The organism is Vibrio sp. 2033 (genome assembly GCF_033339735.1).
In genome coordinates, this window is sequence record NZ_JAWOVC010000447.1 from 1 (window position 1) to 644 (window position 644).

Annotated in this window: 1 protein-coding gene; it reads right to left on the minus strand. The window is 47.8% G+C overall.

Features of this window, described 5'->3' with window-relative positions:
• Positions 1 to 432: aminopeptidase P family N-terminal domain-containing protein (locus R7P74_RS27110; protein WP_318123762.1), on the minus strand; the 432-nt coding region annotated here is incomplete at its 3' end.
• Positions 433 to 644 lie beyond the last annotated feature (212 nt).

Sequence of the window (644 nt, forward strand, 5' to 3'; positions counted from 1 at the left end):
CTCATCAATTGGGTTGCTGGAGAGAATGTTCAGCTCAAGTTTTCCAACCAGTTTTGCTTGTGCCATATCTAGCCAAGCCGAGCTGTGCATGCGGGGGTCGATAGCCACGGACGCATTTGCGGTTAGATGGTCTTGAATCCAATCCAATGCTGGTTCTTCAATTAGGTGTCGATATTCAAACAACTCGCTAGGAACTTGTTTGGTCACTTGAACGGTGTAGCGGCCATCAACAAAAATCGCGGCTTTGTCTTGTGTGATCACGGCTGCGCCTGCAGAGCCTGTGAATCCGGTTAGCCAATGGAGGCGTTCATTGTGCGCAGGGACATATTCACCCAGGTATTCATCTTCGTGAGGGATCAGTAGGGCATCAATGTTGTGTTGAGCAAGCCATTCGCGAATTGCGTTCACGCGGCTTAGGGTATCGTTGTGCATCTGTTTTATTCCTTCAAATTACCGCTCCTTCATGCTCAGGTGTGGGAGCTGTTTCCTTCTGCTTCGTGCAGTGATTGAGTTAAACGCCGTAGCAAGATGACGTTTAAGTCTGGGTACAACAGGCCATAGATGAGCCAAAAAGGACTATCGACTGTTAAGCTACTCATTTTAACCGCTAAGCGCAAATTGCGTCCGACATTTTTATCTAAGGT